At 71.1% G+C, this 23,667-nt stretch carries 22 protein-coding genes; 6 read left to right on the forward strand and 16 right to left on the reverse strand.

Annotation, left to right across the window (positions count from 1 at the left end; translation table 11 throughout):
• Nucleotides 1-15 precede the first annotated feature (15 nt).
• Entirely contained in the window at nt 16-1,125 is a 1,110-nt protein-coding gene (locus Vau01_RS22120) for a substrate-binding domain-containing protein (RefSeq protein ID WP_203995906.1), read from the reverse strand.
• A gap of 77 nt (nt 1,126-1,202) precedes the next feature.
• On the opposite strand from Vau01_RS22120, the gene Vau01_RS22125 reads away from it, so the two are divergent.
• Together Vau01_RS22125 and Vau01_RS22130 are read left to right on the forward strand one after the other, a co-directional pair.
• Nucleotides 1,203-1,640: a MarR family winged helix-turn-helix transcriptional regulator gene (locus tag Vau01_RS22125; RefSeq protein ID WP_203995910.1), complete on the forward strand. Its 438-nt coding sequence runs from the start codon at nt 1,203-1,205 to the stop codon at nt 1,638-1,640.
• A 14-nt stretch (nt 1,641-1,654) separates the two neighbouring features.
• Nucleotides 1,655-2,095, forward strand: coding sequence for an SRPBCC family protein (locus tag Vau01_RS22130; RefSeq protein ID WP_203995911.1), 441 nt, complete (start codon nt 1,655-1,657; stop codon nt 2,093-2,095).
• A 34-nt stretch (nt 2,096-2,129) separates the two neighbouring features.
• On the opposite strand, the gene Vau01_RS22135 is transcribed toward Vau01_RS22130, so the two are convergent.
• Genes Vau01_RS22135 through Vau01_RS22165 form a run of 7 tightly spaced genes read right to left on the reverse strand, consistent with a single transcriptional unit; the run spans nt 2,130 to nt 10,697 of the window.
• Entirely contained in the window at nt 2,130-3,530 is a 1,401-nt protein-coding gene (locus Vau01_RS22135) for an APC family permease (protein WP_203995913.1), read from the reverse strand.
• Entirely contained in the window at nt 3,527-4,990 is a 1,464-nt protein-coding gene (locus Vau01_RS22140; protein WP_203995915.1) for an aldehyde dehydrogenase family protein, read from the reverse strand. The genes Vau01_RS22135 and Vau01_RS22140 overlap by 4 nt, the downstream gene beginning before the upstream one ends.
• Nucleotides 4,990-6,327 carry an aminotransferase family protein gene (locus Vau01_RS22145; protein ID WP_203995917.1) on the reverse strand — a complete coding sequence of 446 codons (1,338 nt, stop codon included), beginning with the start codon at nt 6,325-6,327 and terminating at the stop codon, nt 4,990-4,992. The genes Vau01_RS22140 and Vau01_RS22145 overlap by 1 nt, the downstream gene beginning before the upstream one ends.
• The gene (locus Vau01_RS22150; RefSeq protein ID WP_203995919.1) at nt 6,324-7,769 is read right to left on the reverse strand and encodes a pyridoxal phosphate-dependent decarboxylase family protein; all 1,446 of its coding nucleotides are present in this window, start codon (nt 7,767-7,769) and stop codon (nt 6,324-6,326) included. The genes Vau01_RS22145 and Vau01_RS22150 overlap by 4 nt, the downstream gene beginning before the upstream one ends.
• The gene (locus Vau01_RS22155) at nt 7,766-8,587 is read right to left on the reverse strand and encodes a fumarylacetoacetate hydrolase family protein (RefSeq protein ID WP_203995921.1); all 822 of its coding nucleotides are present in this window, start codon (nt 8,585-8,587) and stop codon (nt 7,766-7,768) included. The genes Vau01_RS22150 and Vau01_RS22155 overlap by 4 nt, the downstream gene beginning before the upstream one ends.
• Nucleotides 8,584-10,182, reverse strand: a complete 1,599-nt coding sequence (locus tag Vau01_RS22160) for a bifunctional 3-(3-hydroxy-phenyl)propionate/3-hydroxycinnamic acid hydroxylase (protein ID WP_203995922.1) — start codon at nt 10,180-10,182, stop codon at nt 8,584-8,586. The genes Vau01_RS22155 and Vau01_RS22160 overlap by 4 nt, the downstream gene beginning before the upstream one ends.
• On the reverse strand, nt 10,179-10,697 hold the full coding sequence (locus Vau01_RS22165; RefSeq protein ID WP_203995925.1) for a VOC family protein: 519 nt from the start codon (nt 10,695-10,697) through the stop codon (nt 10,179-10,181). Before Vau01_RS22165 ends, Vau01_RS22160 begins: the two co-directional genes overlap by 4 nt.
• 115 nt (nt 10,698-10,812) lie before the next feature.
• On the opposite strand from Vau01_RS22165, the gene Vau01_RS22170 reads away from it, so the two are divergent.
• A complete protein-coding gene (locus Vau01_RS22170; RefSeq protein ID WP_203995928.1) occupies nt 10,813-11,601 on the forward strand; it encodes an IclR family transcriptional regulator in 789 nt (262 codons plus the stop codon).
• A 7-nt stretch (nt 11,602-11,608) separates the two neighbouring features.
• Here Vau01_RS22170 and Vau01_RS22175 read toward each other — a convergent pair whose 3' ends face one another.
• The 3 genes from Vau01_RS22175 to Vau01_RS22185 form a co-directional block, all read right to left on the reverse strand.
• Nucleotides 11,609-12,976 (reverse strand): hypothetical protein, encoded by a 1,368-nt coding sequence (locus Vau01_RS22175; protein ID WP_203995930.1) that lies wholly within the window; start codon nt 12,974-12,976, stop codon nt 11,609-11,611.
• Nucleotides 12,973-15,843, reverse strand: a complete 2,871-nt coding sequence (locus Vau01_RS22180) for a peroxidase family protein (protein ID WP_239151768.1) — start codon at nt 15,841-15,843, stop codon at nt 12,973-12,975. Before Vau01_RS22180 ends, Vau01_RS22175 begins: the two co-directional genes overlap by 4 nt.
• Before the next feature lie 89 nt (nt 15,844-15,932).
• The gene (locus Vau01_RS22185; protein WP_203995931.1) at nt 15,933-16,724 is read right to left on the reverse strand and encodes a hypothetical protein; all 792 of its coding nucleotides are present in this window, start codon (nt 16,722-16,724) and stop codon (nt 15,933-15,935) included.
• Nucleotides 16,725-16,932: 208 nt separating this feature from the next.
• On the opposite strand from Vau01_RS22185, the gene Vau01_RS22190 reads away from it, so the two are divergent.
• Nucleotides 16,933-17,493, forward strand: coding sequence for an RNA polymerase sigma factor (locus tag Vau01_RS22190; RefSeq protein ID WP_203995932.1), 561 nt, complete (start codon nt 16,933-16,935; stop codon nt 17,491-17,493).
• Between the two features lie 158 nt (nt 17,494-17,651).
• Here the strand turns inward: Vau01_RS22190 and Vau01_RS22195 are convergent, their stop codons facing one another.
• The 5 genes from Vau01_RS22195 to Vau01_RS22215 all read right to left on the reverse strand — a co-directional run bounded on the left by Vau01_RS22195 (nt 17,652) and on the right by Vau01_RS22215 (nt 21,644).
• A complete protein-coding gene (locus Vau01_RS22195; protein ID WP_203995933.1) occupies nt 17,652-17,885 on the reverse strand; it encodes a hypothetical protein in 234 nt (77 codons plus the stop codon).
• A 21-nt stretch (nt 17,886-17,906) separates the two neighbouring features.
• Nucleotides 17,907-19,085, reverse strand: a complete 1,179-nt coding sequence (locus tag Vau01_RS22200) for a hypothetical protein (protein ID WP_239151769.1) — start codon at nt 19,083-19,085, stop codon at nt 17,907-17,909.
• A gap of 50 nt (nt 19,086-19,135) precedes the next feature.
• Nucleotides 19,136-20,485, reverse strand: coding sequence for a S8 family peptidase (locus tag Vau01_RS22205; RefSeq protein ID WP_203995934.1), 1,350 nt, complete (start codon nt 20,483-20,485; stop codon nt 19,136-19,138).
• A 72-nt stretch (nt 20,486-20,557) separates the two neighbouring features.
• Nucleotides 20,558-21,043: a hypothetical protein gene (locus tag Vau01_RS22210; protein WP_203995935.1), complete on the reverse strand. Its 486-nt coding sequence runs from the start codon at nt 21,041-21,043 to the stop codon at nt 20,558-20,560.
• Nucleotides 21,018-21,644, reverse strand: coding sequence for an RNA polymerase sigma factor (locus Vau01_RS22215; protein ID WP_203995936.1), 627 nt, complete (start codon nt 21,642-21,644; stop codon nt 21,018-21,020). Before Vau01_RS22215 ends, Vau01_RS22210 begins: the two co-directional genes overlap by 26 nt.
• 271 nt (nt 21,645-21,915) lie before the next feature.
• On the opposite strand from Vau01_RS22215, the gene kdpF reads away from it, so the two are divergent.
• Nucleotides 21,916-22,005, forward strand: a complete 90-nt coding sequence (kdpF, locus tag Vau01_RS22220; protein ID WP_203995937.1) for a K(+)-transporting ATPase subunit F — start codon at nt 21,916-21,918, stop codon at nt 22,003-22,005.
• Nucleotides 22,005-23,663 (forward strand): potassium-transporting ATPase subunit KdpA, encoded by a 1,659-nt coding sequence (gene kdpA / locus Vau01_RS22225; protein WP_203995939.1) that lies wholly within the window; start codon nt 22,005-22,007, stop codon nt 23,661-23,663. Before kdpF ends, kdpA begins: the two co-directional genes overlap by 1 nt.
• Nucleotides 23,664-23,667: the final 4 nt, after the last annotated feature.

Here is a 23,667-nt window from a genome sequence, read left to right on the forward strand (position 1 = left end):
TAGAAGGCGGTGACGCTAAAAGGCGGCAAGGACGTCGAAGTCGAGGCCGTCGGCCCGGGCCAGGTACACCGGCTGGACCGCGTGCCGGTCGCACAGCGTGAACTCGCCCCGGCCACCGGTCAGCGTGGTGCCGTCACCGACCCCGTCCACCGCCGGTACCGCGAGCGATCCCGCCCGCTCGGCCAGCGCCGCGAGCAGCCGCACGCCGTCATAGCAGCCCTCGCCGTGCCCGTTGAGCGGCGGCGCGTGCAGCCCGAACCGGGTCGTGTACCGGGCCGCGAAGTCGAGGCTGGGCTCGGTCGCCACCGCCGCGAAGTAGCCCATCGCCGCATACAGTTCGCCGGTGTCGTCGCCACCGGCCCCCAGCAACCCGTTCTCCTCCAGCGCGCCGCACAGCCGGAGCACCTGCCCGCTCCACCGGCTCGCCGCGAACATCCGGTTGAACGCGACCAGGTCGCTGCCGACGAGGCTGAGCAGCACCGCGTCGACCCGGGCCGCCCCGACCGCCTCGACGAGCGGCCCGGCGTCGACCGTGCCGCGCGGCACGTGCCGGTCGGCGACCACCTCGGCGCCGGCCCGGCGGAGGTACCGGCGGGCGGCGGCGTGCACCCGGCGCGGCCACACATAGTCGTTGCCGAGCAGGAACCAGCGTCGGGCCCGGCGGTGGGTGACCAGCCAGTCGAGCACCGGTCGCAGCTGACGGTCCGGGGTCTCGCCGAGGAGGAACACCCCCGGCGTGCGCTCGCCTCCCTCGTACGGCGGGGTGTAGACGTAGGGCACCACGCCGCCGACGGCGCGCGCCGCCGCCACCCGGACGTCGCTGGCGTGCGTCCCCACCAGGGCCGCGACCGCGGCGTCGCGCACGAGGCCGGCGACGCTGGCCGCCACCGCGGACGGTGGCCCGCCGCCGTCGATCACCACGAGTTCCACCGGACGGCCCAGGATCCCACCGGCGCGGTTGACCTCGGCCGCCGCGAGCGTCGCGCAGGTGAGCGCGGCGGGAGCGATCATGCCCAGGGTGCCGGACGTGGGCACGATCAGGCCGACCCGGACCACCCGGTGCGCCTCCGGCGCCAGCAGCCGGGCCTCCATCGGGTCGGTGATCACCGTGACGTCATCGGCCACGGGGCGAGTATCTTCGCTTTGAGGCGCGCCGCATAGATCCCGGCGGGCCGCGGGAATCCGTGCGGCCGGAGGTGGCGATGGGACTTGCGGAGACCGGCCTCCGGGCGCATCTCGCCTACCTGCTCACCGAGGCCGAGCGCGAGGTCAACCGCGGACTGGGCGAAGCGCTCGCCGGTGAAGGGGTCACCGTCGAACAGTGGCGGATCCTGCGCGCCCTGTCCGACGGCCGCGGCCACTCGATGAGTGACCTCGCCGAGGCGGTGCTGATGCCCCACCCGACCCTCACCAAGGCGGTCGACCGGCTGGTCGACGGCGCCCTCGTCTACCGCCGGCAGGACGTGGTCGACCGGCGCCGGGTCGCGGTGTACCTGTCCGACCTCGGCCGCGATCTGATCGCCCGGCTCGACCGCCGGACCGCCGAGCACCACACCGCGGTCGAGCGGGCGTACGGCCCGCAACGCACCGAACGCCTCATGCGCGAACTCGACGCGCTCGTCCGCTGCCTCTCCGCCTGAGGAGCGTGCCGACCATGCGGTTCGACATCGAGACGAAAGCCACCCCCGAGCAGGTGCGTCGCGCGCTGACGGATTTCACCCAGGATCGGGTCCGAATCTGGAACCGCACGCTCGATCCGAAGACGTACGAGTTGCGCGAGCAGGGACCCACGTGGGCCGTCGCACGCGAGAGCACCCCCCGGTCGCCCTTCTGGGCGGTCGCCCGTTACGACTGGTCCGACCCCGCCGTCATTCGCTGGACCGTCGTCGAGAGCAGCTACGGCGGGGGCGGCGAGGGCGTCGTCCGGGTGACGCCACGAGGTGACGGGGGCAGTCTGGTGCACGCCGAGTGGGGCAACACCGCGCCCCGCCGGCAGAAGGCCCTGCTGTTCCTGCTGCACCTCGTCCCGAACCGGATGATCGCCCGGATGTGGGCCTCCGCACTGGACCGGTACGCCCTGAGCCAGGGCGGCTGACCGAACCGGGCGGGCGCTCGCCGCTACCGACCCGCTACAGGCGGGTCCGGCGGGTCCGGCTCCAGGCGGCGAGACCGACCAGTGCGGCAACCGGGATCAGCCACGGCAGCAGCAGCACCGGGCCGGAGGTCACCCCGGTCAGCACCGTGAAGTTGCGCGTCACCAGGTACACCGCGCCGGTCAACCCGACGAGGGCGAGCGTCGGCGCGATCAGGGTCTGCCACGGGCGGGCGTCCCCGCGCGTCCGCCGGAAGTAGACGACGACCGCGACCGACGTGGCGGCCTGCAGCACGAGCACGCCGAGCGTGCCGAGGCCCACCAGCCACGCGAAGAGGTTGAGGAACGGATCCGCGCCGGCCACGGCGAACCCGGTGACGATCACGGCGGTGATTCCGGTCTGTACGGCGCTGGCGACGTGCGGGGCCTGGTCGGCACGCCGGGTCCGGCCGAGCGGGGACGGCAGGACCCGGGCCCGACCGAGCGAGTAGAGGTAGCGGGACAGCGTGTTGTGGAATGCGAGCACCACGGCCAGCAGGCTGGTGAGAACGAGGAGCTCCATGACGGTGGTCGAGGCGGACCCGACGTAGCGGGTGTTGAGGCTCAACACGAACCCGACCGGGTCGGCCCGCGCCTCGTCGGCGACGTCGCCGGCTCCGTAGCCGGTGCCGATCGCGAACATGGTGACGGTGTAGAAGACGCCGATGGCGAGGATCGCCACGTACGTGGCCCGCGGGACGCTGCGTCGCGGGTCGCGGGCCTCCTCGCCGTAGATCGTGGTCGCCTCGAAGCCGACGAAGCACGAGAACGCGAACATGACGGCGATACCGGCCGCGCCGTCGAACACGGTGGTGGGGTCGAACGCCTCGAACGCGAGCCCCGACGCGCCGCCGCGGACGATGACGACGACGTCCATGACGAGCAGGACGACCACTTCGGCGACGAGCAGCACGCCGAGCACCCGGGCGCTCAGGCCCACGTCCCGGTAGCCGAGCACGGCCACGATCGCGACACCGACGAACGCCCACACCTGCCACGGCAGGTCGAGCCCCCACTTGTCGTCCACTGTGGACTGTGCGAACGCGCCGAGCTGGCCGACGATGCCGGCGAGCATGCAGTTGTACGCGAGGAGGGCGACGAACGCGGCGGCGTGGCCGGCTGCACCGCCGAGTCCGTGGGAGATGTACGTGGCGAAGCCGCCCGCACCGGTCACGTGCCGGCTCATCGTGGCGTAGCCGACGGCGAAGAGCAGCAGGACGACCGTCGCCGCGACGTACGCGCCGGGCGCGCCGATGCCGTTGGCGCCGAAGACCAGCGGGGCCGCGCCGAGCGTCGCGGCCAGCGGCGCGGCGGCAGCGACGACGAAGAAGACGATGCCGGCGGTGCCGATGGCACCGGGACGGAGGGAGTCGGCGGCTGCTCGGGTGTCGTGGGTCATCGGTCTGTCCTCCCGCTTGTCGCCGGATCGTTGAACGTCAGCCACTGCCACTGGGTGAACGTCTCCCAGTTCGCTTCGCCACCGAACCGGCCGCCGTTCCCGGACGCGCCGCGCCCGCCGAAGGGGGCGTGCGGTGTGTCGTTGACGGTCTGGTCGTTGATGTGGACCATTCCGGCCGGGATCCGCGCGGCGATGCGCATCGCGCGGTGCTCGGTGCGGGAGTGCACCGCCGCCGCCAGGCCGTGGTCGGTCATTGCGGCGAGGCGCAGCGCCTCCTCGTCGTCGGCGAAGACGGTGACCGGCGCGACCGGTCCGAAGATCTCCTCGGTGAACGCCGCCATGCCCGGCGTGACACCGCACAGCACCGTCGCCGGGTAGAACCGGCCGTCGGGATCGCCGCCGGCCCGAACGGTGGCGCCCGCCTCGACGGTCGCGGAGACGATGCCGGCCACCCGGAACAGTTGCCGGTCGTCGATGAGCGGACCGAGGTCCACGGTCGGGTCGGCGGCCGGGTCGCCTATGCGCAGCTTCCGCGCCCGCTCGCAGAGGAGCGCGACGTACTCCTCGGCTACCCGTTCGTGAACGAGGTGGCGGGAGGCGGCCATGCAGATCTGGCCCTGGTGGTGGAACGAGGAGAAGGCGCCGGCGGTGGCGGCCCGGTCGAGGTCGGCGTCGTCGAGGACGATGAACGGGCTGTTGCCGCCGAGTTCGAGGGTGACCTTCGTGAGGTGGCGTCCGGCGAGCTCGCCGATGCGCCGCCCGGTGGCGGTCGATCCGGTGAACGACACCAGGCCGACGCGCGGGTCGGTGACGAGCGCCTCGCCCGTTCCGGCCGCTCCGAGGACGAGCGTGAACACGCCGTCGGGGAAACCGGCCCGGCGGAACACCTCGGCGAGGACGACGCCGCCGGAGACCGGTGTGTGCGGGTCGGGCTTGAGCACGACCGTGTTGCCGAGCGCGAGCGCGGGCGCGACGGTGCGCGCCGCCAGGAGCAGCGGCACGTTCCAGGGCGTGATGGTGCCGACGACGCCGACCGGTACGCGTTGGGCCAGGCTGATCTGTCCCGGCCGGTCGGCGGGCAGCAGCCGCCCTTGCGGCTGCATCGCGAGGGCCGCCGCCGCGCGGAGTTCGGCCAGCGTTCCGTCGATCTCGCCGGTCGCCTTCGCGACCGTCGACCCGGACTCCCGGACGAGGGTGCTCGTCACCTCGTCCCGGTGGTCGGTGAGGACCCGCGCGGCGGCGTCGAGGAGACCGGCCCGGGTGGCCGGCCCGGCTTCCGCCCAGGCGGGTTGCGCGCGGTCCGCTGTCGCCGCGGCCGTCGCGACCGCGTCGGCCGACGCCGACGCGAAGGAGCCCGACACCGCGCCGGTGGCGGGTTCCGTCACGTCGATCGTGGCGCCGCCGCCGGCGTACCAGCCCTCGGCGTAGGCGCCGAGCCGCCACCGGTCGTCGGTGAGCATCACGACACGGTCCCGTCGGGGTCGAGCCGGTCGAGCGCGTCGCGTACGGCGTCGACGATCCGGTCGGCCTGTTCGTCGGTGACGACCAGCGGGGGAGAGATCGACAGCACGTTGTCGTGGTTGCGGATGATCACGCCGTGCTTCGCCCGGATGTACCGGGAGACGTTGGCGCCGATGTCCGGGCCCGCCGGGGTGTCGCGGACCAGTTCGAGTCCCAGCATCAGCCCGGCGCCCCGTACCTCGCCGACGGCGGACCGGTCCGCCAACGCGGAAAGGTCGTCGAGCAGCCGCGCGCCGAGCGACGCCGACCGCTCGACCAGACCGTCGCGCTCGATGACGTCGAGGTTCGCCATCGCCACCGCGCATGCGGTCGGATGCCCGGAGTACGTGTAGCCGATGGGGAAACCGTCGGGACCGCGGTCGAGTCGGGCGGCGACCTCGGTGGAGACGAGCACCGCACCGAGCGGCACGTATCCGCTCGTGAGTCCCTTGGCCGTCACCGTGATGTCGGGCGTGACGCCGTAGCGTTCGGTGGCGAACCAGTGGCCCGTCCGCCCGTAGGCGCAGATGACCTCGTCGGCGACGAACAGGATGCCGTTGGCCCGCAACACGTCCACGATCCGCGGCCAGTAGTCGGCCGGCGGCGTCACCATGCCGGCCACGCCCATCACCGGCTCACCGACGAACGCGGCGATCCGCCCCGGCCCCACCTCGGCGATGACCCGTTCCAGTTCACGCACGCAGAAATCGGTCGGGTCGGCACCGTCGAAGAGCTCCCGCCGGTACGACCACGGTGGCGTCAGGTGCCGCACGTCCGGCAGCATCGGCGCGAAACCCACGTGGTAGTCGGCGAAGCCGGTCAGCGACCCCGACCCGTACCCGACGCCGTGGTAGGCGCTGGTGCGGGCGAGCACCACGGTGCGCCCGGGTTCGCCGCCCTCGTGGTGGTAGAACCGGGCCATCCGCAGTGCCGCCTCGATGCCTTCGGAACCGCCGCTGGTGAAGAAGACCTTTCCGGGACCGGTGGGCGCGAGCGCCGCCAGCCGGGCGGCCAGCTCGATCGCGCGCGGGTTCCCGTACTCCCAGAACGACGGGTAGTACTCCAGCCGGCCGAGCTGCTCGGTCGCGGCCGCCACCAGCGCCGGGTGGGCGTGACCCACGTGGGTGACGGCCAGCCCGGCGGTCGCGTCGAGGTACTCCCGGCCCTCGACGTCCCAGATCAGGCATCCCGCACCGCGGTCGATGATGACGGTCCCGGGATGCGTCACCGGGCGATGCGGGTGGATGACGTGCGCCTCGTCGAGTGCCCTGAGCCTCGCGATGTCGGTCCGGGTCATGGGTGTGCACCTCCTGATGTGATGCGCGCGCCGGTTTCGCGCACGATGTCGACGAGGAGGTCGACGTCGGCCTCCGTGGTTCGCCAGTTGACGATCGCCGGCCGCAGTGCGGTGACGCCGTCGTAGACGGTGGAACCCAGATAGACCCGGCCGTCGGCGACGACCTCGGTGGCGAGCCGGGCGTTCAGATCGTCGAGCCGGTCCGCCGGCAGGCCCGGCGGTCGGTACCGGAAACACACGACGCACAGCTGCGCCGGCGCGAGGAGTTCGAGATCGGGCGCGCCGTCGACCCGGTCGGCGAGGTGACGCGCCAGCCGCAGGTGCCGTTCCACCATCTCCCGATGACCGTCGCGCCCGTACGCCCGCAGCGTCGCCCAGATCGGCAACGCGCGGGCCCGGCGCGACGACTCCGGTCCCCGGGTGTTGTAGTCGATGTGGTCGTCGTCGCCCGACCTCAGGTACGCCGCACCCCACGAACCGAAGGCGCGGGTCAGCAGGTCGGGGTCGCGGACGAACACGAACCCGCAGTCGTACGGGACGTTGAGCCACTTGTGCCCGTCGGCGGCGACCGAGTGGGCGCGCTCGATGCCCCGGGTCAGATGCGCGGAGACCGGTGACAGCGCGGCGAACAGCCCGAAGGCGCCGTCGACGTGCAGCCACGCGCCGTGCCGGTCGGCCAGGTCGGCGAGGTCGTCGATCGGGTCGAACGCGCCGGTGTTGACGTCGCCCGCGCTGGCCAGCAGGACCGCCGGCCCGTCGACGGCGGCGAGCGTCTCCGCCAGCGCATCGAGGTCGAGGCGTCCGGTGCCGTCGGCCGCGTGCACCCGCACGGTGTCCCGGCCGCAGCCGAGGATCTGCAACGCCTTGCGGACGCTGGGGTGCACCAGGCCGCTGGAGAGCACCGGCATCGGCGGGAGGCCGGCGAAGCCGGTCGCGGTGATGTCGACGCCGTGCCGGTCGGCCCACCACCACCGTGCCGCCGCGAGACCGGTGAGGTTGGCGAGGGTGGCGCTCGGCGTGAGCACCCCGCCGTGCCCGGACGGCAGGCCGAACAGGTCCTTGAGCCAGCGCAGCACGACGGTCTCGGCGGTGCTCGCCAGCGGCGACGCCGTCCACAGGCCGCCGGCCTGGTCGAGCAGCGACGTCACCCAGTCGCCGGCCATGGCGGCCGGGGTCGAGCCGCCGACCACGAAGTGGAAGAAGCGGGGCCCGGTGGAGTGGGTGGCCGTGGCGAGACCGATCCGCAGCAGTTCCGCCACGGCGTCGAGGGCGCCGGTACCCGCCTCGGGGAGGTCGCCGCCGAGGTCGTCGAGGGTGGGCTTGCCGTCGACGTCGCGGACCGGCCGGTCGGGCAGCGCGTCGAGGTACGGCCGGGCCCGTTCGTGCACGAGGTCGAGCGCGTCGGCGGCGAGGTGTTGTGTCCACAGTGGATCGCTGGTCATCGGGTACACCTGTTTCGTTGGGTGCCGACGCCCTCGATCGTCGTGACGACCTCCTGGCCGGCGGTCAGGAACACGCGGGGATCGCGGCCGGCGCCGACCCCGCCCGGCGTACCGGTCGCGATGAGGTCGCCGGGCAGCAGCGTGATGATCTGGCTGATGTAGGCGATGGTTTCCGCGACGCCGAAGAGCAGGTCGCCGGTGCGGGCCGACTGCATGACGACGCCGTCCACGGCGCAGCTGATGGCGAGGTCAGGTTCGCCGTCCGGGAACTCGTCCCTGGTGACCAGGTACGGGCCGACGGGTGTGGTCGCCTCGAACGTCTTGCCGGACAGGAACTCCCGGGTCCGGTGCTGCCAGTCGCGTGCCGTCACGTCGTTGACGACCGTGTAGCCGGCCACGTGGTCGAGCGCGTGCCGCGCGTCGACGCGGCGCGCGGGGCGTCCGATCACCACGCCGAGCTCGGCCTCCCAGTCGACCTGGTCGCTCACCGAGGGCAGCGCGATCGGGTCGAACGCACCGATCAGCGCGCCGTCGAACTTCGCGAACAGCGTCGGGAAGGCGGGTGGCTCGCGGCCCATCTCGCTGATGTGGGAGCGGTAGTTCAGGCCCAGACACACGATCTTGTTCGGACGCGGTACGGCCGGCGCGAACCCGTCCTCCCGCGGCCGGAACCGCGGCCCGTCGTCCGCCGCGAGCGACTCCCAGTCCGGCATCCGGAGCAGTTCGTTCAGGTCGGCCGCCGGCAGCAGCACCGCGTCGTCGGCCGCCACACGCGCGGCCCGGGTTCCGGTGTCCGTGCGTACCGTCGCGAGTCTCATCGGGTCACCCTTTCTGCCGCCGGAGCGGACGCCGGCGCGCCGGGCGCCCGGCGGCGGCGCAGCTCGTCCAGGACCGCCGACGCGGCGTCGGGCCGGAAGACGGCCGCGACGACCCGGTCGGGTCGCACGAGCACGAAGTGGCCGCGCAGCGCGGCGAACTGTTGCTGGAGCGCGCCGTCGGTGTCGGCGACGGTGACGCGGTCCGCGTGTTCGGCCGGCCGCCGGTCGTCGAGGACCACCGCGACGCGGGCGTGATCCTGTCCGTCCACTGTGGACCATGCTTTGTCGTCGACATCGATGCCGAGCAGTGCGCCGCCGTCGCCGAGCACGCGGTCGAGCCGGGTCGGCCGGTGGCTGCCGGGCAGCAGCACGAGCGGCTGCGGCAACGGGGCGCCCACGAACCCGCGGCCGGGCCCGGTCGGTGCGGCGACCAGGTATCCGTCCCGGAAGCGCCCGACCGGCCAGTACCGCATCTGTTCGAGGAACCGGCGCGCCGGCGGCACCCGCATCGCCAGGCGGACGGCCAGGTCCCGCACGGCCGCGCGGCGCCGGCTGGTCGTCATGACCACCTCGCCCAGCCGCACCGACAGCGCCACCATCGCTTCGGCGTGCGGCCGGCGCTCGGTCTCGTAGCTGTCCAGCAGGGTCGCTCCGGCCCGCCGGCCGAGCACGTCGGCGAGCTTCCAGCACAGGTTCGCCGCGTCGCGGACCCCGGAGTTCAGTCCCTGCCCGGCGAACGGCGGCATCATGTGTGCCGCGTCGCCGAGCAGCAGGCACCGCCCGTCGCGCCAGCGGGCCGCGACGAGCGCGTGGAACCGGTAGGTGACCGCCCGTTCGAGCTGACCGGGTCGCAGCTCCCGGTACGGCCGGACCAGCCGCCGCACCAACGCGAGGTCCGGTGCCTCGCCGACCCGCCCCTCGCCGGGGGACAGCAGGAACTCGTACCGGCAGCGGCCGTCGCGTCCCGGCACGATCACGTGCGGCCGGCGCGGGTCGCCGTGATGCATGGCGTAGCGCTGGTCGTGCGGGTCGTCGAGGGTGTCGGCCACGAGCCAGACCTGGTCGAAGGAACGGCCCAGCATCGGGACGCCCAGCAGTTGGCGCACCGCGCTCTGGCCGCCGTCGCAGCCCAGCACGTACCGGGCCCGCACCCGGTCGCCGCCGGCCAGCGACACGTCCACCCCGTCGGCGTCCTGGGTGATCCCGGTGACCTCGGCGCCGAACCGCACGCTCACGTGCGGGAAGCGGGCGAGACCGGCCACCAGCGTGCGTTCGAGGTCCGGCTGGGCGAAGGCACTCTTGACCGGATGCCCGAGCCGGTACGGCCGGCCGCCGCGCGCGTGCAGCAACGGCCGGCCGCCGGCACCGAAGTACCGGGTTCCGGTGCCGGGCAGCACGATCGCGTAGACCGCCTCGTCCCAGCCGGCCATCTGCAGCGTCCGCATCGACTCGTCGTCGAGGCTGATCGCCTTGGCGTCGGTGCTCGTCGACGGGTTGCGCTCCACGACCAGCGTCCGGATCCCGTACCGGCCGAGCAGGTTGGCCGCGGTCAGCCCGGTCGGTCCGGCACCGACGACGAGGACGTCGACGGTCACCGCTGCTGGTCCGGCGGTGAACTCAGGATCGGTTGGTACGCCGGCCCCGGGTCGGTCAGCAGGCGCTCCGCCTCCGCGTAGATCTGCTCGACCGGTTGGTCGAGGTCGAGCGACCGGCGGAACGGTTGCCGCACGTCGCGGTCGACGCGGAGGTACACCTCGTTGCGGTTGCCCTCGGGGTCGAAGAAGTAGATGCCGAACGCGTTGCCGTGGGTCACCTCCTGCTGGACGGGCACGCCGGCCGCGCGGAAGCGCCGGTGGAACTCGAGGAGACCGTCGAGCGAGTCCACCCGCCACGACACCTGGTGGGTCAGCTTCGCACCGTCCGGTGCCGTCCGGCCCCGCTGCAGCACCAGTTCGTGGTGCTCGGTGTCCGGTCGCGAGCTGAGGAACACGATGCCCAGGTCCGGGTCCTCGTCGGTCACGGTCAGCCCGAGGACCCGCGTGTAGAAGTCCGTCATCCGGGCCAGGTCGGTGACCCAGAAGCCGGTGTGCCCGAGCTCGATGATGCCCACGAGATCACCCTCGATCCTGGTTTTCAGGAACGCGATCCTGATTTTTAAGGAGGGTAGGCGCGGGGGAGGGCGGGCGTCAACGGCCGATTTCTTGCATGCGGGTACGCTGTCCTGCATGGCAGGAACCAAGATCAGCGCCTACCGTCCGCGCAACTCGACCGCCGACCGGACGCTGGACATCCTGCTGCTGTTCGACGACGCCCGCCCGACGGTCTCCGCCCTGGAGGTCACCGAGCACATCGGCGTCACCCGGTCCTCGGCGTACCGGTACCTGCAGAGCCTCGTGTCGACCGGCTTCATCGAGGAGGCCGACGCCGGCGCGTACCGGCTCGGCCCCCGGGTGCTCGAACTGGCCAGGCTCGCCCGCCGGAGCTACGGCCTGTCGACCCTCGCCCGGCCGGTGATGCTCCGGTTGGCCGCCGAGGTCGGCGAGACCGTCCTGCTGACCCGGCGGTCCGGCGCCGCCGTCGTCTGCCTCGAACGCGAGGAGGCGGGCGCCGGACCGGTGCGCCTGTCCTACGAGCGCGGGCACATCCTGCCCGTCAACGCCGGCGCCGCCGCCTACACGCTGCTGGCCTGGGAGCCCGACGACGAGATCGACGCCGTTCTGGCGGCCGGCGACCTCACCCGGTCCACCGAACGCACCCTCACCACGACGCACGAACTGAAGGCCAGGTTCGCCGAGATCCGCGCCGCCGGATACGCCGTCTCCCGCGGCGAACTCGACCCCGACGTGCTCGGCGTGGCCGCACCCGTCCGCAACGACCACGACACGGTGATCGCCTCGATCAGTGTCGCGGCGCTGTCCCGCCGGATCACCGACGAACGCCTGCCCGACGTCGTGGCGCGGGTGTGCCGGGCCGCGGCGGACCTCACCGAACATGTCCGGCTGGTCGACGGATGACGGCCGGTTAGGTGGCGTGCCAGAGCCGGTCGTGGGACAGGTGCGCCTCGGTCAGGCCGTCCTGGAAGTACCGCCGGTAGTACGGCTCGTCGACGTGGTGCGCCTGCAGCCACACCCCCGGCACGTGGATCGCCTCGCAGTGCGCGGGGAACCGCCCGTGTGTCTCGTAGATGTAGGTACAGATGTCGATCGTGCACTCGATGACGTCCGCCGCGTAGTCGCTGGCCTCCTTCAGATACGTGCCGCCGAAGCTTTCCCGGAAGATGCGCTCGAACACCGCGTTGTCGGTGTAGATGCCGTCGGTGCCGAACTTGTCGGCCACGACGGCCTCGACCGCGTGCCGCATGGTGGGGAAGTGCGGCGGGCACATCGCCCTGAGCAGATACCCGCCGTCGTGGCTGAGCCCGATCGCGTTGGCGCGTAGCGCCGCGTGGCGGGGCAGCGGCACGTGCCAGCGGAGCACGTCCGCGATCCGCCAACGGGGCACGGCCCACTCGAAGTTCAGCATCGGCCCGTACCGCTTGCGGAACTTCGGGTCACCGAGCAGCACCGGTGGCGAGATGGTGCCGTGGATCCACGCGCCGAGTCCCATCGCGTCGGCGCCCAGCATGAGGTTCTGCAGCAGGAGATCCGCCTCGATCTGCGTGCGCAGCGCGCCGACGGCGCCGAGCGGCAGCTTGATGTCCTTGTTCAGGAAGCCCTTGCGGATCCACCGTTTGACGCCGGCGGGGCGGTAGAAGTTCCGGTCGTCGACGATCGTCGGCCGGGCGCCGGCGGGCTGCGTCAGCAGGTACATCAACCCGTTGATGTACTGCCGGGACAGATCGACCACCGGGAACAGGATGGTGGTTCCCGGCAGGTTCGACAGGAACCGGTTGGAGTCCAGGTAGGCGGGGAAGTCCCGATCGTCGCCCGGGACGTCGATCCGACGGTCGGAGATGCGCACCTTCGCCTCGTGTGCGCGGGCGACCAGTTCGTCCGGGTCGCGCAGCGACGCGCCGTTCGGCGGTGGCGGCAGGTTGCGCAGGAAGTAGGTTCCGCTGTCGTTGATCAGGAAGAACGCCGTGCCCTGGGCGTTGTCGGGACTGCCCGCCGTGCGCCCGGCCATGGTGAGGTTCGGTTTGGCCATGATGGGCGCGCCCGTGCGCGGGTCGGCGAACGGCCGGTCGGGCATCGTCAGCCCGGTGCAGCCGGTCAGGGCGACCAGCACCGCTTCCTCGAGCTCCGTCAACGGCGCGCGCGGCTCCGCCGACCGGTAGCTCATCGAACCGGCCGACAGCGAGCTACCGCGGCTGACCCGGTGCGTCCGCCGCTGGAAGACGGTCTGCAGCAACGGCCGCGCGAGCAGCGCGTCGAACCCGGGGTGGCCGGTCATCGCGCGCGCCAGGGGCGGAAGGCGTTCCCGTCGCGGGGGAGCACCGCCGCGAGCTCCGGGCAGTGGCGCCGGATCACGCTCGCCATGGTGTTGGTGGCGATCCAGTCCATGCCCAGCGGGGAGTAGATCTCCGGACGGAAGTCGACGGTGAGGAACCGGTCGCTCTGCAGGCGTCGGGACGCCATCAGCAGGAAGATCCGGAACGCGGTGTCGGAGAAGCCGAACCCGTCCGGCGGCGTCTCCGCGAACAATCCGACCATGGTGTCGACCTCGTCGACACTGCCGTACGTCTCCCGCAGCACCTCGACCGACCGGGGATCGGCGCACATGTCCTCCCACCGCCGGATCCGCGGCATGTGCAGCCCGGCGCGGAAGTCGTTGTACCGGGGGATTCCGCGGTGCCGGCTGCGGACGAGGTCGACGACCGCGAGGTCGACGATCTCGCCGTCGCGCTCGAACCGCCGCATCGACCGCGGATAGTTGTGCAGCGAGATCGCACCCGGGTAGGAGATCCCGAACGAGTACAGCATGCTGTCGAGCCCGGCGGCCCGCAGCTGGTCGTCCGCGTTGGCGCCCTGAACGTCAGCGAACTCCAGCCGACGCAGCACCTCGCCCGTGCGGTGGTCACGCAGGACGTAGTCGTCGGGCAGCAGCGGATGCATGCGGTAGACCGTCACGAAGTCCTCGGTCAACGAGAACGGCGCCGCGTGATGGTCCGGAACCGTCGACGGTATGCCGACGGCCGCCTGGTTGTCGAGCAACCAGATCCCGAGCTTCGTCAGCCACTCGTGCGCGGGTGGGCCGCTCCAGTTGGTGTTCATCCCGAGGTCGAGCGTTTCGGTGGCGAGAATCGCCGGGGTCCACTCGATCGTGTGGATCTTCGCGATCAGTGCCGACACGATGAGCCGCGCGGTCTGGTAGACGCGCTCGTCGTCCCATCCGCGGTACTTCGCCCGGAGCTCGTCGCACAGTACGTTGTGTTCGCGGGCGAACATCGTGTGCAGGCCGCTCAGGCCGAGCCACCAACCCTGGTTGAACCCGGTGATGACCGACCCGTTGAGGTCCCGGGGCAGGAATCCTTCCTCGGTCATGGTGAGCCGGGCACCGGTGCGGAGCGAGCGCGCCGTCGCTTCGTCGGAGCCGTAGACCTCCGAGGCGTCCCACCAGTGCGAGGCCTCGTTGGCGAACCGGGGCGTCACCGCGGGGCCGAGCGGGGGCAGCGGCCTGTTACCGGCGATGCGCATGACGTCTTCCGGTGGCCCGTCCACCGAGTTGACCCACCGGTCCCGGCCGGCGGGCAGCGGCACCACGATGTCCTGACGCCCCAGCGGGTAGCGACCGTGATGCACCCAGTCGTGCACCTGGAACTGGATCCAGGCGGCGGCGATCAGGTTCAACGACGTGGCCGGCCGGAACACCTCGCGGTGGAGCAGCCGGTCGGCGACGGTGACCGGGTTCGGCTCGTCGAGGAGGTCCCGCCGAACGTCGGCGGCCATGTTGCGGCCGAACGTCGCGCCCACCGCACCCATCGCCGGAGCGGACAGGTCGTTGTAGCTGCCGTCGTAGGTGCGGAACACCCGCGCGGTCTCCGGCAGGGCCGGCGGAACCGGGCGCGGTTGCGGCGGTGCCTCGCGCTCCTCCGTGTCGATCAGGTTGGAACGTCGCAGGACCGCGCGGAACGCGTCGAGGTTGAGCAGGCCGAGCCGGACGCCGAGCCGGTGCCAGGGAACGAACCCGTTGACGACGCGGAACAGCGACCGGGCGGCCGCGGAGAGGACGACGTTGCGCAGCGGCACCTCCCGATGCCACCGGAGCTCGTGGCGGTGCGCCGCACTGGCGTCGTAGGCGGCCTTGCGCGCACGGTTGAGGTTGCCGAGCGGGCGGAAGTCCTCCGTCGTGTTCCAGGGATTGAAATCGACGGACCGCAGCGCGTCCGGCTCCGCCACGTCCGCGACGCCGGCGGCCGGCCGCCGCGGGATCGTCAGCTCCGCGATCGGCTCCGGCGCGCAGTCGGATTCCCGCCACTCGACCGAGGTGTCCTCGATCGGCGTCGACCTCTCGTCCTTGAACCGCTGAACGCACAGCTCGAACCGCACGTCGCCGGCGGCCAGGCGATCGGCCGCCTCGCGGGCGAGGAAGTCGGGAACGGGTCGCGCCGGCACCGGCGCGTCGACGGCGGCGGGTTCGGGTCGCAGCAGGTAGCGCACGGCCAGCGTGTCGCCCCAGCGGATCGCGCCGCGGCTCCAGTAGGTCTGGGTCGCGATGCTGCGGATGGTGCGGAGCCCTTTCCGGACCCGCCGCACCATGCGGATCGTTTCGAGCGGACCGCACACGACCGCGAGCTTGACCAGGCCGGCCGCCCGGGACAGACCGCCACCGGCGGTCGCGTTGGCGAACTTCACGAACTGCCGCGCGTCGCGGGCGTGTGAAACGGGGAAGTTGGTCGCGAGGAGGTCGTGCTGCTCCGCGTCGGACACCACCACCCGCAGCGCGACGCCGCGCAGGTCGCCCTCGCTGTCGGGCCGCGCGGTCCCGGACGCGTTCGAGAAGCGCACCTGGGTGCGGTAGCTCCGTCCGGGCTGGGCGAACCCCACCCGCAGGTCGGCCGGCAGGTCGTAGAACGTGAGCCGCGCGTCGTCGACCGCAAGCGTCGCCTTGGCGTGGACGGCCCGGTCGACCGGGTGCGGGACGCCCCGCGCGCCGGCCCGCCGGCGGTTCTTCAGCTGGACCTGCATGATCTCCCGCGCCAGCCGCTCGAACGCGGCCCGCTCGGCCTGCGGACCACCGTCGGCGTACACCTCCCGCCACCGCGGTGGATCCGGCTGCGGATCCGGCGTCATGGTCGTTTCTGTCAGCTGCTCCGTCATGACGGATTCCCTTTCGTCCCCGGGCGTCGATAGAGGAGAGGAAATCGCGCGGACGTTTGATACAGCAGGTCCCCCTGTGGAGCGTGCGGTCAGCGCGGTTGGGGAGTGCCTTCGATCAGACCGGGCAGCATCGCGAATATCGCTCCCGCTGCAACGGTTTCCCCCGATGACAGCGTAACCACACGCCCGAGCGTCCGGGCCCTGATCCGCGCGCCTTCCATCACCGAGTTGAACAGTTCCGCGACGTCGAGCCAGGTGTACTCCGGGCGAAGGGTGATGCCGTAGAGCTTCGCCAGGGAGTCGTAGATCTCGGCCCACTTCGAGATCCATTGTTCGTACCGCGCCGTCTCGCGCACCCGCGGATGGTTCGGCAGCGCGACCCGCAGGATCGTCTGGAGACTCCACAGTGGATCGTTGAGCGTCAAGTCGAGCACGGTCCCGGTGAGCTGCCGGATGAGATCCTCGAAGCTGGTGGTCGCGGACAGCCGGCCGGAGATGTCCTCCACCGCGATCATCTGACGGTCCAGCACCGCCGACCGGAACAGATACGCGATCAGATCCTCGGTGTACCGGCTCTTGTAGCGCCACCGGTCCCGGAACATTCCGACGGTGAGCATCCGGGGCCGCTCGGCACCGACGTCGTCGCGATCGGCCCGCTCGATCAGGCGGGCCTGTGACAGCCCCGCGAAGAGCCGGGTACCCGCGTCGTGGTCGGCCATGAGATCCGGCCCACGATGGTCCAGCAGATCGTCCTGGAGCAGCAACAGGCCGACATCGAGGAAGGCACGGGTCTCCGGACTGCTGGCAATCTTCTGCCGCGTCGTCGGCCGGGCATCGGCGGCCACATTGACCAGACACACCGACAGATCGTCGTCAACCATCTCGCCTCCCCCGAACGCTCGACCCTTAGGGCGCGACCACCAGCGTAGGACCTCCAGCCCTGGAGGTGGTAGCGGGTTGGTCGGATGTGCGCGGTCGCGGACAACAGCTCGCGTGCCTGCTCACGACGTATACAGGGCTTGGACCGGTTCGGTCATCGACGGCCACAGTAGTAGTCGGATCGTGGACACACACCGATTTGGAGACCGCATGAACGAGAACCACCCGGTGGGTAAGCGTCCCGTGGCCGCGGCGGACGGGATGGAGCACGCGTGGAAGGCCGTTGTCGACCGGTACGCTCCGGTCGTCTGCGCGGTCGTCCGCGCATACCGGCTCGAACCGGCGGACGCCAAAATCGTCAGCCAGATGGTGTGGCTGCGCCTGGCCGACGACTTCGACCTGTCGCACGACCCGGCCACGCTGCGGACCTGGCTGGTGACGACCACGCGGCAGGAGTGCGTTCGGATCATCCACCGGCGCGGACAGGCCGAGCCCCCGGCGATCGACGCGGAGCTCCGCCGCGTCGAACAGCTGCAGGCGCTGCGCGACGGCCTGGCCGAACTCGCCCCGGAGGACCGCAACCTCCTGATGATGGTGGCGCGGGACCCCGCGATCAGCGATGACCACCTCGGCCGGCTCCTGCACATCCCCGTGGACGACGTGGGCCCCATGCGGTCCCGCAGTCTGGCGCGGCTGCGGGCGACGCCGTCGATGCGGGACCTGGGACACCGACCGGCGCCGGACGACGTCACGCCGCGATCCACGCGGTGACGAACCGACGGCCCGCCACGATGCACTCGGTGGTGGTCCCGGTCGACCCGCGCGATCGCGCTCGAACTGATCACCCGCTGACGGCCCGCGCACGTCCATACATGATGCTCGATCAAGTGTGGCTCGTGGGACGAAACCTACACCGGATCGAGCACCCTCTATTGGGGGCCACGCTCCGGGCCACGAACCGGAGCGGTCCGATCCAGATCGGAGTCGTAGAGCAGCGCCGCGAGCTCCAGATCCGGATCGGCCGTCTGCCATCGGCGGACCGCGGCAGCGGCGTCGACGACCTGCCGCCGCAGCGGATCGGGCGGCTCGACCGGATCGGACCCGAGTGCCTCGGCCAGGTCACGGATCAGCTCGTCGTCGTCGTTCCAGTTCCGTGCTGCCATCCCGAAACCCTCCCGTCCGCATCAGGGTTGCGGTTGAGGTTTCTTCGTGTCGGCGCCGCGGACGGTGTCGAGCACGACGTGCGCCTGCCGGTCGACGAGACGGGTGAATGCCTGCTGTGCGTAGCCGAAGATGATCGCCCAGGCCACGATCTGCGCCGACGTGTCCAGGGCGGTGAGACCCGGCACGAACTGCCCGCGCATGAGGAGCAGCCCGAGGAAGGCGGTCACCGCACCGGTCGGCAGCTTGAACACGGCCAGCGCCACGGGGACCAGGTTGCGTTCGGACGAGCCCCTGATCTTGCCGATGGCGGCCGCCGCGGCGATGGCGGCGGCGGTCAGCCCGACCAGTTCGACGACCAGGAGATCGTGACGGTTCGCCGTCCGTCGGATCTGATCGTCGATGTCCTCCTGGCTGCCCTCCTCCGTCGTCACCGGGAACGGTGCCGATTGCGCCGTGGGACAGACGACGATCGCGGTTCCCCTTTCCTGCGGGGCGAAACACATGGGAATCGTCGTCGGCCGCCAGAAGCCGAGGATCGCCAGGGCGATCGCGAGTGCGAACATCACCACGATGGAGACGACGAGGACCGCACCGAAGCTGCGTATGCGTCGCTGTTCCCGAAGTGCCGCCGAACTCGCGCCGCGGGCGGCGGTCGCGATCCGGCCCCGCTCGTCCTCGATGATCTTCTTCCTGGCGGCCAGATCCAGGTCGGTGCCGAACTCCTGACCGTCGACGTCCCGGATGCCGAGCCGCCGCGCGATGCGCTCCATCTCCAGCCGTCGCGGATCCGTCGCGACGAGGTGACAGCGCACGCTGCGCAGCACGCACGGCACCTGACCGAGGACGTACTCGGGCTTCGCGATGTTGATGAGGAGCGACTCGGCCGCGTCGAGGTTGCTCATCGCACGTTCGTGCAGTGGCCCGTGCCGGAAGAAATGGAGCCGTCTCCTGGGCTCGGGGCTCGCGGCGGTGGCGGCATCCCGTGCCGCGTCGACGTGTGCCCAGATCGCGTCCGCCATGGCCTGCTGTTCGGCGGTGGGAGCACTGGGGAGAGCCCACGCGCACAGCGCCCGCAGTTCCATCGCGCGGGTCAGGGTCGCCTCGCGCCAGCCGCGGGTGACCGGACCGCCGACGGTGGCCGCCCCGACGGTCGGGGGAGCCGTGCTCGGCCGGTGAGATGTCGTGGTTACCGTTGCCATTGTGCTTTTCCTCTCGAAGCCCGCGGGTGGGCTCGATAGCGGTGCCGGGGTCACGGAACGGTCGACAACACCTTGACCGCGCGTCCGTAGCCGGCCACGTCGATACCGGTCGCACGGAGCAGCTGCCACGCCTGGACCGGCGTCGTACCGGCGAACTCCTGGCAGATACGGGCGACCGCGCCGACGATCTGAGGTACCGCGAACGACGTACCCGACCAGAGCGCCCAGGACGAACCCGGGTACACGTCCGGCGGGTTCTCGAGTTCCTCCCACTCCGTGCCCTTGACGAACGTGGAGCGCACGCCCTCGGCGATCGTGGAGGCCTTGACCCACGTGCCATGGGTCGACCAGCCCGCACCCGTCAGGTCGGCTTGAAGACCGGCCACCGACACCACGCGCGTCGACTGCTCGGCGAACGCGGCGGGGTACACCTTCACCTCGTCGCCGCCGTTCCCGGCCGCGGCGACGATCAGGACGTCGTTGGGGATGAGCGCCAGCGCCGCGGCCATCGCCATCGGCGGCGGGCCGCCGTCCAGGGTGCAGCCGAACGACAGGTTGAGGATCTTGCAGCCGGCGTCGACCGCCCGCAGTATCGCCAGGGCCGCCGCGAGATCCGACCCGCACCCGTCGGTGGCGAGCGCCTTGAACACGCGGATCGTGACGCCCGGCGCGACCTGTTGGACGATGCCGCTGACGTGCGTTCCGTGACCCGCGGCGGCGTCGAGCCGGTCGGTCGGCGGCAGCACGTCGAGCGGGTCGATCTCCGACGGCGGATCGGCCACTCCGGCGAGCCACCCGTCGGTACGGACCTCGCTGGTGATGCCGGTGTCGACGATCCCGACCGGGAAGCCTCCGGTGCGGGACGGAACCGGGTAGGCGGAGAAGTGACCGAGGCCCTGTACCGGTTCCGGTGTCTCGTCGCTCTTGCCCACCGCGGCCGTGGACACGACGTAGTTCAGGGCCGCCGGCACGTTCTGCGCGCGCAGCTGCCGCACCACCTGTTGCAGTTTCTCTGAAGCGAGTGCGCGGTTCCGGTAACACGCGACGAGGCCGCTCAGGCGGTCGTGTTCGACGGTGGACCGTTGAAGCGCGTTGTCGGCGATGGCCTGGGCGACCGCCGCGCTCGTCAGGGCGTCCCTGTTGATGAGGATCTCGCCGGTGACGTGCAGCAGTTTCGGGTTCGGGTCCGGTCCGAACTCGGTGATCGGATCAAGACCCGGATGGTTCGCACGGCTCGCGAGGATCTTTTTGACGATCTTGTTGCGGTCAGCCGGACTGGCCAGGCCACCGTTCAGCTTCTCGATCTGCGTCTTGACGGCCGCTCTGTACTTGTCCGTGTCCGGCGCATTCGGGTAGTCGTTCGTGAAGGGGTGTCCCTTTTCCGGATCGTTGAGGTTCATGTGTTCCTCCTCGGCTCGATACCAGAGAGAGAAACCCGCGGAACACCCGGAAATACACGCCGACCGGCCGGATCAGTCGGGTCCCGGATCAGGCCGGGACGGTGAGGTGGGAATCCAGGCGGTGACCAGCCGGTCACCTGCCGCCAGCCATTCGAGCCGCACGGGGCCGCGACGGCGGCCCGGGAACGTGAAGCACCCGACGGTGTCCGTCATCGCCTCCGTGACCGTGCCGTCGACCGTCACCAGCCGGACCATGCCCGGCTCCGGCGGTATGAGCTGGCCCTCGATGCCGGAGTCGCTCACCTCGATCTCCATCTGGTGGGATCCGTTCCCGAACACGAGCGCGCGTGGCGCGTCGGACGAGGCACGTACCGACAGCGCCCGATCGACGTCGGAGTCGTACAGCAACGCGGCCAGCTCGGTGCCGGGGTCGGCGGAACGCCACCGGAGGACGGCGTGCGCCGCCTCGATCACCCGATGTTCGGTCTCGTCGGGTCGAAGCGCCCGGCCCAGATCACGGATCAGGTCGTTGTCATCGCTCCAGTTCGGCTGCGACATGCCCCAGGTCCTCCGTCCGCGATTCACCGGTGCTCCGAAGGTAGGTCCGCACCGCGGTCGTCTCCCGTAGCTTCTCGAGGACACGTCGACGGGTCGGCCCGATGCTGCCGATCGGGATGTCGAGCATCCGGCTGATCTCCGCGTAGGTGTGCGGCGGGTCGCTGCTCAACAGTTCGATCAGCTCGCGGTGGTCGGGTGCCAACTCCTCGAGCCCGTCGAGGAGGACCCGGTGCCGCTCGGCCGCCAGGAGGGCCTCGTCGTGTTCGTGTTCGCCGGGCGTGGCGAGTGCGTTCAACGTCTGCGGGTCGACCACCACGCCACGGCCGTTGCGGCGCACGTAGCGCTGGCACTCGTGCCGGGTGGTGGTCACCAGCCAGCCCGGGAGGGCGGCCGGGTCACGGATGTGTTCGATGGACTCGATGAGACGTAACCATACGAGCTGGCTGACGTCCTGCTCGTCGGACGGGTGCAGCCGGAACCGCCGGATGGTGACGGCCACCAGGCGCGCATGGCGCCGTACCAGTTCGCTCCAGGCCTCGTCGTCCCCCTTGACACTGGCCTGCACGAGCGCTGTGAGGTCGTAGTCCCGCACCTTTCCCACGACATCCCCTTCCGCGGTTGACTGGATTAGAGCGCCCAGCCGAGATCGTGATACCGGGGCGTGAAAATTCCGTTAACAAGCCGGCCCGGGGCGTAGCAATCGCGTGAACGCACCTGCCGGCGGGGCAGATGCCGGACTTCAATTCGGGAGCGGCTCGGTGTGCGAGCGCAATGCCGTTGGAGGGGTCTGTCGTGCCTGACGTGGTGTTCGTGGTGTTGACGGTGGTGCTGTTCGCCGTCCTGGCGCTTGCGGTCCGGGCGGTGGAGAAGCGGTGAACGCCGAGAATGCGGTCGGTCTGGTCCTCGCGGTGGCGCTGACGGCGTTCCTCGTGGTGGCCCTGGTCTTTCCGGAGCGGTTCTGATGAGCCAGACAGCGGCGGCCGTTGTCTTCATCGTGTCCCTGGTGGTCGCGCTCGTGGCGGTGTATCGGCCGTTGGGCGACCACATGCACCGGGTGGTCACCACCACGCGCCATCTGCGGGTGGAGCGGTTGGTGTACCGCGCGGTCGGGGTCAACCCGGAGGGTGAGCAGTCGTGGGGTGTGTACGCCCGGAGCGTGCTGGCGTTCTCGGCGGTGTCGATCCTGTTCCTGTACGGGTTCCAGCGGGTGCAGGACAGGTTGTGGTTGTCGTTGGGCTTCGCACCGGTCAAGGCCGATCAGGCGTGGAACACGGCGGTCAGCTTCACCACCAACACCAACTGGCAGTCGTACTCGGGTGAGTCGACGATGGGTCACCTGGTGCAGATGTCCGGCCTGGCGGTGCAGAACTTCGTCTCCGCGGCGGTCGGCGTCGCGGTGGCGGTGGCCCTGGTGCGTGGCTTCGCCCGCACGGGGACCGACCGGCTGGGAAACTTCTGGGTGGACCTGGTGCGGATCTGCCTGCGGGTGCTGCTGCCGATCGCGGTGGTCTTCGCGGTGGTGTTCGTCGCCGCCGGGATGGTGCAGAACCTGTCCGCCGGCACCGATGCGACCACGCTGGCCGGCGCCACCCAGCACGTGACCGGCGGGCCGGTCGCCTCGCAGGAGGTCATCAAGGAACTGGGCACGAACGGTGGCGGGTTCTACAACGCCAACAGCGCCCACCCGTTCGAGAATCCGACGACGTGGACGAACTGGATCCAGATCTTGCTGATCCTGCTGATCCCGTTCAGCCTGCCGCGCACGTTCGGCCGGATGGTCGGTGACAACCGGCAGGGTTACGCGATCGCGTCGATCATGGCGATTCTCGCGGTCGGCAGCATCGTCGCGGTCACCGCGTTGCAGCTGCAGCACGCCGGCACGGTGCCGCAGGCGGTCGGCGCGGCCACCGAGGGCACGGAGACCCGGTTCGGGGTGGCGCAGTCGGCGGTCTTCGCCGGCGCCACCACGCTCACCAGCACCGGGGCGGTGAACTCGTTCCACGACTCGTACACGTCGCTGGGCGGCATGATCCCGATGCTGAACATGATGCTGGGCGAGGTCGCGCCGGGCGGCACCGGCTCGGGCCTGTACGGAATGCTCGTGCTGGCGGTGATCACCGTGTTCGTGGCCGGGCTGATGGTCGGCCGGACCCCGGAGTATCTGGGGAAGAAGATCGGCGCCCGCGAGATCACGTTCGCGTCGCTGTACTTCCTGACCACCCCGGTCCTCGTGCTGGTCGGCACCGCCGCCGCGATGGCGCAGTCCTCGGCGCGGGCGTCGATGCTCAACTCCGGGCCGCACGGGCTGTCGGAGGTGCTGTACGCGTACACGTCGGCGTCGAACAACAACGGTTCGGCGTTCGCCGGGATCAGCGTCAACACCGGGTGGTACAACACGACGCTCGGGCTGTGCATGCTGCTGGGCCGGTTCCTGCCGATCATCTTCGTCCTCGGCCTGGCCGGCTCCCTCGCCGCGCAGAAACCGGTGCCGGTGTCGGTCGGCACCCTGAAGACGCATCAGCCGTTGTTCATCGGCATGGTCGTCGGCGTCACGGTCGTCCTGATCGCGCTGACCTTCCTGCCCGCCCTCGCCCTCGGCCCGCTGGCCGAAGGTCTGTAGGAGG

The organism is Virgisporangium aurantiacum (assembly GCF_016863635.1).
Lineage (GTDB): Bacteria > Actinomycetota > Actinomycetes > Mycobacteriales > Micromonosporaceae > Virgisporangium > Virgisporangium aurantiacum.